Source organism: Ruminococcus sp. N15.MGS-57 (assembly GCF_000980385.1).
Classification (GTDB): Bacteria; Bacillota; Clostridia; order Oscillospirales; family Ruminococcaceae; genus Hominimerdicola; species Hominimerdicola aceti.
Genome location: NZ_LARF01000059.1, coordinates 1 through 7489, shown reverse-complemented (window position 1 = coordinate 7489; position 7489 = coordinate 1). Strand labels below are relative to the sequence as shown.

General features: G+C 41.1%; 6 protein-coding genes, 4 tRNA genes and 2 rRNA genes. 3 read left to right on the top strand and 9 right to left on the bottom strand.

The window, feature by feature from the left end; translation table 11 throughout:
* Positions 1-6 precede the first annotated feature (6 nt).
* Both WS40_RS09800 and WS40_RS09795 read right to left on the bottom strand, forming a co-directional pair.
* Positions 7-276, bottom strand: a complete 270-nt coding sequence (locus WS40_RS09800) for an MATE family efflux transporter (protein WP_325208521.1) — start codon at positions 274-276, stop codon at positions 7-9.
* A gap of 74 nt (positions 277-350) precedes the next feature.
* Complete coding sequence (locus WS40_RS09795) at positions 351-2426, bottom strand: glycoside hydrolase family 3 C-terminal domain-containing protein (RefSeq protein WP_046441939.1); 2076 nt, start codon at positions 2424-2426, stop codon at positions 351-353.
* A 384-nt stretch (positions 2427-2810) separates the two neighbouring features.
* On the opposite strand from WS40_RS09795, the gene WS40_RS09790 reads away from it, so the two are divergent.
* The 3 genes from WS40_RS09790 to WS40_RS09780 are packed head-to-tail and all read left to right on the top strand — an operon-like array spanning position 2811 to position 5088.
* Entirely contained in the window at positions 2811-3413 is a 603-nt protein-coding gene (locus WS40_RS09790) for a hypothetical protein (protein ID WP_046441937.1), read from the top strand.
* A gap of 3 nt (positions 3414-3416) precedes the next feature.
* Positions 3417-4172 carry a class D sortase gene (locus WS40_RS09785; protein ID WP_325208520.1) on the top strand — a complete coding sequence of 252 codons (756 nt, stop codon included), beginning with the start codon at positions 3417-3419 and terminating at the stop codon, positions 4170-4172.
* Between the two features lie 13 nt (positions 4173-4185).
* A complete protein-coding gene (locus tag WS40_RS09780; RefSeq protein WP_046441936.1) occupies positions 4186-5088 on the top strand; it encodes a hypothetical protein in 903 nt (300 codons plus the stop codon).
* 298 nt (positions 5089-5386) lie between these two features.
* Here the strand turns inward: WS40_RS09780 and WS40_RS09775 are convergent, their stop codons facing one another.
* The 7 genes from WS40_RS09775 to WS40_RS09745 all read right to left on the bottom strand — a co-directional run.
* On the bottom strand, positions 5387-6334 hold the full coding sequence (locus WS40_RS09775; RefSeq protein WP_195551789.1) for a GNAT family N-acetyltransferase: 948 nt from the start codon (positions 6332-6334) through the stop codon (positions 5387-5389).
* 159 nt (positions 6335-6493) lie between these two features.
* A tRNA-Trp gene (locus WS40_RS09770) sits at positions 6494-6569 on the bottom strand.
* Positions 6570-6582: 13 nt separating this feature from the next.
* A tRNA-Ile gene (locus tag WS40_RS09765) sits at positions 6583-6659 on the bottom strand.
* Between the two features lie 71 nt (positions 6660-6730).
* Positions 6731-6805: transfer RNA gene (locus WS40_RS09760), tRNA-Glu, on the bottom strand.
* A 73-nt stretch (positions 6806-6878) separates the two neighbouring features.
* Positions 6879-6954, bottom strand: a tRNA-Lys gene (locus WS40_RS09755).
* Positions 6955-6959: 5 nt separating this feature from the next.
* Positions 6960-7076 (bottom strand): 5S ribosomal RNA (gene rrf / locus WS40_RS09750).
* A gap of 74 nt (positions 7077-7150) precedes the next feature.
* Positions 7151-7489: ribosomal RNA gene (locus WS40_RS09745) — 23S ribosomal RNA — on the bottom strand; the annotation flags it as partial.

The following is a 7489-nucleotide window of genomic DNA, read 5'->3' as shown; positions in this document are numbered from 1 at the left end:
ACCCTTTTAAGGGTGGTTGCAGTCTTTTTTTATTGCGCGTTTTTTTACAGCGCCTATCATCAGAAATGATATGTTCAGACAGCCTTTCAGGCGGCGTTCATTTATTTCACCGAAACAATAAGAAACAAGCGAGCCACAGCCCATGCACAGACCTATTATGATCGAATAAAGAAAAGTCGTGAGGGTGTATGTGCCGCCCACAGCCGCAAGGGCATTTTCGCCAAGAGATCTGCCAACAATAAATGTGTCGGCAATTTTATACACCTGCTGGAGCAGATTTCACAGTATCATCGGGCTTGAAAAAGCAAGAAGCAAGCTTATGATACTGCCGTTTGTAAGATCTCTTTTCATTATCGTTCTATCTCGATACTCATACAGTTTGTACCACTAAGCTGACAACTAAGTTCATCAGGCTGATGCGTACCGACATAGAGGGTGAATTCCTTTGCAAACTGTTTTCTCTCGCCGATATCTGACACTGTTGAGAAAGCTTTGTCAGGTATTTCGATTTCAACATCAAGCTTTTCACATTTTTTGACAAAAATTCTCTTGAAGCCGCACAGCACAGGATAAGCCGGAGCATTATCACAATGTGATTTAATGTAAAGTTCGATAACATCACAAGTATCGGCACCGTTATTTTCTACCTCTACATTGACTTTGCCATCGTCATAACTAAGCGATGTAACAACAACATCTCCATAAGTAAGACCATAGCCGAATGGATAAAGAATGTTATCCCTCGTGTACCTATATGTTCTATCAGACATAGCATAATCAGTAAAGCAAGGTAGCTTGTCGGCGCTATTATAGAATGTAACAGGCAGTTTTCCTGATGGCGACACTTTACCAAAAATAATATCCGCAATAGCCTTGCCGCCCTCTGAGCCCGGATACCATGCGTGAATAAGAGCGTCACAATCATGCTCGATATTTATTGAGCTTCCTGCCGCACATACCACTATCATAGGCTTGCCGATCTTTGCGACACGCTTTATAAGCTCACGCTGACTTTCAGGAAGTCTTAGATCGTTCTTGTCACCTGATGAAAACTCATTACCTGTGTCGCCCTCCTCGCCCTCAATAGTGGCGTCAAGACCAACGCAAAGTATCACAACATCAGAATTTGCCGCTGCCGCCTCAGCTTCGGCGTATCTATCCCCTGCCTGTGCAAGACCCGATACTCTGTCCTTATACAAGTGACAGCCTTCAGCATAAAGCACCCTGCCCTCAAATGCGTCCTCGATACCCTCAAGGAAAGTAACATACCTGTCGGCTGTGCCGTTATAATTGCCCTCTAAAGCCGCTCTGCTGTCGGCATTTGGTCCTATTACAGCGATAGTTGATATTGATTTTTTGTCAAGCGGAAGAATACCCTTGTTTTTGAGCAGCACCATGGACTTCACTGCACACTGGTAGGATACAGCTTTATGCTCAGGGCAGGAAACAACGCTGTATGGTATGTTGTCATATTCCGTTGACTTGTCAAACATGCCAAGTCTTATGCGAGTTCTCATAAGAGCAACACAGGAAGCCCGGATTTCATCTTCTGTCACAAGCCCCTTGTCAAGAGCAGAAAGCAAGTGTACATACGTACAACCGCAGTTCACATTACAACCTGCTTTAAGTGCCATTGCGGCCGACTCTACAGGAGAAGACGTCACCATATGGTGTTCGTGGAAATCCCTTATCGCCCAGCAATCAGAAACAAAATAGCCATCAAAACCCCATTTGTCGAGCTTGCCCATTAGAAACTCACTAGCACATGACGGCTCGCCATTCACACGGTTATACGCACCCATTACACCCTCGACCTTTGCTTTTTTTACAAGCTCCTCAAAGGCGTAAAGATAGGTCTCTTCAAGGTCTTTCCAACTAACCTCTGCATTAAATTCATGGCGAACAGCCTCAGGTCCGCTATGTACTGCAAAATGCTTTGCACAAGCGGCAGTTTTCAGTACCTTGCCACTGCCCTGCAAGCCTTTTACATATGCCTTGCCGCACTCTGCGGTAAGATAAGGGTCTTCACCGTAAGTCTCATGACCTCTGCCCCAGCGTGGATCTCTGAAAATATTTATATTAGGTGCCCAAAGGGTAAGACCCTTGTATATATCCCTGTCATCACGCTTTGAATACTCATTATACTTAGCACGAGCTTCTGTGGAGGTTATATCTGCCACTTTGAACACAAGGTCGGTGTCAAACATAGCCGCAAGACCTATTGCCTGTGGAAACATGGTGGCCACACCGCTTCGTGCAAGCCCATGGATACCCTCATTCCACCAGTTATAGGCAGGAATGCCGAGCCGCTCAACAGCAGGAGCGTCATATCTAAGCTGTGAAGCCGCCTCCTCTACGGTCATTTCATTTACAAGTGCTTCAGCTCTTTCCTGAGCTGAAAGGCTTTCATTGAGATAATTTTTCATATATCCTCCTTGCACATTACGTCAATTATATCATACAAAAAAATTATACACCATGACATGACATCGTGTCAAGACGTATAATTATAATAATTAATGTAGAAATTATATCTAAATGCTTTGAGATCAGCTTTGACAAAAATCATAAAAGCACCAAAACAGTAATGTTATAAGTCTTTTATTTGAGAATGCTGAAAATCTTTTGCATTTTCCAGCAATATACAATTATATGAAACAGCGCATATACGCACTTATACATAACTATTTCAAATCATCGTAAAAATATTTGCTTTTTTCTGAAAAAAATACCAATAAAAATATTGACAATCGAATTTTAATAGTGTATAATATTGTTATAAGAAAATATTACGAAAGGTGATAGGTGTTATGAAAAAGATATTTAAGTCAATTTCGGCTTCTGTTACTGCGTTCATCATTGCTTCAACAATGGTTGTAAGCGCATCAGCAGCTTCTTCTGCCGATGTTGTTTCTGCAGCTAAATCAGCAGGTGTTCCTTCTAACCATGTATCAGAGCTTAAGAACTACCTTGATTCTCACGCTTCAAAGTTCAGCTCTGCTGACTATGATTACATGGTAAAGGCTCTCTCTGATTGTGGTGCTACATATGTTCAGCCTGTTGCTGACAAGCTTTTTGGTGCAGGAACAGATCTTGCTTCACTAACAAACGATCAGCTTAGACAGGTGTTTAAGGAAATGGGCGAGGATAGCAGAAAGGCTATTGCTGATGCTTGCGTAGCTACAGGTAAACACTTTGGTGTTACTATCAAGGTAGACGAGCTTACAAGCAAGGATTGGAACGTTCAAGTCGTTGATTCAGATGGCAATACAAACATTGGAACAAACACAGGTAACGGTTCACTTAATACTGGTGCAAACAGCATGACAGCTGTTCAGGTTGTTGCGGTTCTTACACTTGCTCTTAGTGCATTTGGTATTACAGTAGCTGTTAAGAAGAACAAAGAGTGCTAAGATATGGTCAGGAAAGAGGTTAAAGCTTCCTCGTCTGACGCAAACAAACTGAAAAAAAATAAGAGGACGTCAGTGGCTGTAATGGTCTTGACGCCTCTTTTAGTTTTGGCTCTTTGTTTGTCTATCATGACGCTGGTAAGTTATAAAAAATTCATAGAGCTGCAAGGATATGCAGCAATAGCGTTCAATGAGAACGCTCATTTGAAAAACCCATCAGAGGATAATAAATACAGAAATGCAGACGCACTGCCTATGAAGGGATTAACAAAAGTCACAGTGCCAGATTCTGATAAAAAGACGGAACAGCATGAGATAATCTATCCGTACTACGGCGACAAATATGCCGAGCTGACCGTAAAGAATGATAAGGCAGACATTGACAAAGAGCCTGTTTACTGGGGAGACTCTGATGATCTTCTAGCAAAAGGTGTTGTGCAATCTAACTATTCTGCATATATAGGTGCTACAGGCAGAGTTGTCCTTGCGGCACATAACCACACTTATTTCAGATATTTACCTAATATTCTAGTGGGTGATCAAGTGATACTAAAAACGGATTATGGCAAATTTACTTATGAGGTCACAGAAACTAAGGTACTTCCAGACACAGATACCTCCCTTTTGTATTATGACGTGACCGCAGATCCACCTGTAGATGATCTGATACTCTACACTTGCTGGAACAATGGATATATGGGTCTTTCAGATCAGAGGCTTTATGTTATCTGCAAAGTCGTAAGCAAAGAATATAAGAATTAGGAGGGTAAGATCTGTGAAAAACAAAAAACTATACAACTACCTGCCTAATCTGATAATCTCGCTGTTTTTGGCGTTTATATTCCTTGCGCTGTCACTTCTGTTTGCGGCAGACAATATTTTCTTTGAACCGACAACCTATACGAACAGTATGCACAAGATAAAAATCGAGGACACGGCTTTTCAGGAAATACAGACATATTGTGAACAACAATATGCCTACACTGGTGTTGAAGCTGATACCCTGAAGAAGTCGATTAACAAAACTGATGTATCAAACGCTATTTATAGCTATGTTGAAGATACTTTCAGTTATATTCTTGGCAAAAAGAGTGGACTTCCTGAGTTTAAGGCAGACTTTACGCTTTTTGAAAAGAATATCTCAGACGATTATACAAAATGGGCTAAAAAAGAAGGCGTTGAATATACTCAGGAACTTGAAGACATAAAGCAGAAGACAATAAAAAATGTGGAACAGGCAATTGAATCCGACCTTGACGTTATGCTTTTGAGCCATATAAATAAACCTAATGGCATTTCCACAAAGCTTAAAGATCTGCTTGTGCTTGCGAGAAAAATAAGGATAGCTCTTATTGCAACGGCTGTTATATTTATAGGCGTTACGGCAGCAGTAAACAGAAAGCATATATGCGGTTTGCTTTATTGGGTAGGTACTTCACTTTTCTGTTCCTCAATGCTCATTCTTGTTCCGTGTGCTATCCTAAAGGGTACAAAATATTATGATGGGCTTGCGATACATAATGACACTGTGTATAATGCACTCACAAGATCCATGTATGGCTTAACTGACAGCCTTATTAAATTATCGACAGTTACTCTCGCAGTGGCAGTTCTTTTTATGGCACTTTTTGCGTTGATAATCAATCTGACAAAGTTCAAAAAGAAAGAAAAATGCTAAATTTATCAGACCCCTGTTTTAAATAGGGGTCTGTTTTTTTACAGATGAAACAATTCCATTTAATAGTCGTCAATAGTTTAAAAATATGATTAAAACGTTATAATAATATTACGATATATGCAGTTCGTTGATATAGGTATATAAAAGAAGATGGAAAAGATTTTTGGCAAGGCAACTTATCATAATGATAGTTATGTCTTAAAGAAGTCATGATGGACGTTAAAAAGCCGCAGAAAAGTATATAGTTGTCCCCTCCAAAGTGAATGCTTTGGAGAGGATTCTTTTAAAACCAATATAATTAAATACGCTTTTCAAACATGACTTTGCATAATTCAGTTTCATCACCACAAACATCTTGTGTTTTGCTAACTTCAACAAAACCACATTTTTTATATAACCCTATAGCAGATAAATTATCAGCAGTGGTCTGCACTCGAACAAATCTTTTACCTTTGTCATGCAAAAAGCTATTAGCAAACTCGACCGCAAATGTTCCAACGCCATAATACTGATATTTTGGCTCAACGGCAAGCATTGAAATATAACCAACTTCAGCGTTTTCTAGTCCGTTGATTTTCAGCCAGGCAACAGGCATAAGTCCTCGACATATCAGAAAATTTTCCTCATCTGTATCATTATTCAAAATCGACTTACACCACTCGTCATAGGATATTTTATCACCGTGTAAAGCCTTCAAATTTCTGTTGTAAAGATTGGCTACTATCTTTACATCAAGTTTTTCTCGTACAGTCACAGCGTTGTATATTTGTCCAAACTGCTTTTCAAACATCAGGTCACCATTATTTATCAGATCATTAAACGTCTGATATGGTTTTTCAGTAAAGCCAAGCTTTTTCTGCAACTCAAGTGACGATGTGTTTTGTGGATCAACATAAGTTCGTACAGTTTTACAGCCCTTGTCTTTCAGTACATCAAAGGCTGTTGTAATCATTTTCTCCGCAATATGCTTGCGACGGTGGTTTTCCACAACAAACAGATCACCATAATACCAAAGTGTAGGGTCATCAATATTTTGTATACAACATAGCCTTCCCACAAAATCGCCAGAACTACTTTGTGCTATCACATTAAAATAGTCTGTTTCTGACTTGAAAAAATAAAGCATAGTTCTCAATCCTGCAATGTCAGGTTGCTCCCAAAGAGAATTAGAAATCTGCAAAGCAAGATTTTCTGATAAATACTCACTTGTCCGTATCGCTATGATCTCAGTATTTTTTGTGCCCATAAAACTCCTCATTTCACAAATATAAAAGTGTTCCCGAAAAATCGAAAACACTTAAATTCATTATTCACAAAAGAAGTTAGAACACAAAGCAGTGTGAATGATAGATATTTTCGACTTTTCTGTTACGAATATTCATATCATTCACCTGACTTTCAACTCTGGCAGGGGCAGAAGGATTCGAACCCTCGGCACGCGGTTTTGGAGACCGCTGCTCTACCAACTGAGCTATACCCCTAGATAAAAAAATGTGGTGGACCATCAGGGACTCGAACCCCGGACCCACCGGTTATGAGCCGGTTGCTCTAACCAACTGAGCTAATGGTCCACATAGAGCAAAAAAATAGCAAGCTTTTTGAGAAGCTTGCATAACGACCTCACGCAAGCGAGAGGAAATATTGGTGACCCGTGGGAGAATCGAACTCCCGATGCCGGCGTGAGAGGCCGGAGTCTTAACCGCTTGACCAACGGGCCATATAATGCTGAGCTGCAGCATATAAAGAAAAACCGCAGCGAGCAAAAATATATCTGCCCGTTACGGGAAATTTGGTGCACCATCGGGGACTCGAACCCAGGACCCACTGATTAAGAGTCAGTTGCTCTACCATCTGAGCTAATGGTGCATAGGTGTCGGCAGCACCCTATCTTACCGGGACGTTACCATCCAAGTATTTTCGGCGAAGAAGAGCTTAACTACTGTGTTCGGCATGGGAACAGGTGTGACCTCAACTCAAACGCCACCGACTAAGTGAAGAGGAACGAATCCTCAAAATTGAATAATGAAAAAGCTGTTGGTTAAAAGGAGTAGTCATAACCAATAAGGTTAAGCCCTCGACCGATTAGTACTCGCTAGCTAAACACGTCACCGTGCTTACACTTTGAGCCTATCAACCTTGTAGTCTTCAAGGGGTCTTACTCTGTAAACAGAAGGGATATCTTATCTTAAGGGCGGCTTCACGCTTAGATGCCTTCAGCGTTTATCCGTTCCGCACATAGCTGCCCAGCTGTGCCACTGGCGTGACAACTGGTGCACCAGAGGTGCGTCCATCCCGGTCCTCTCGTACTAGGGACAGCTCCTTGCAAATATCCTACGCCCACGACAGATAGGGACCGAACTGTCTCACGACGTTCTGAACCCAGCTCGCGTACCGCTTTAAT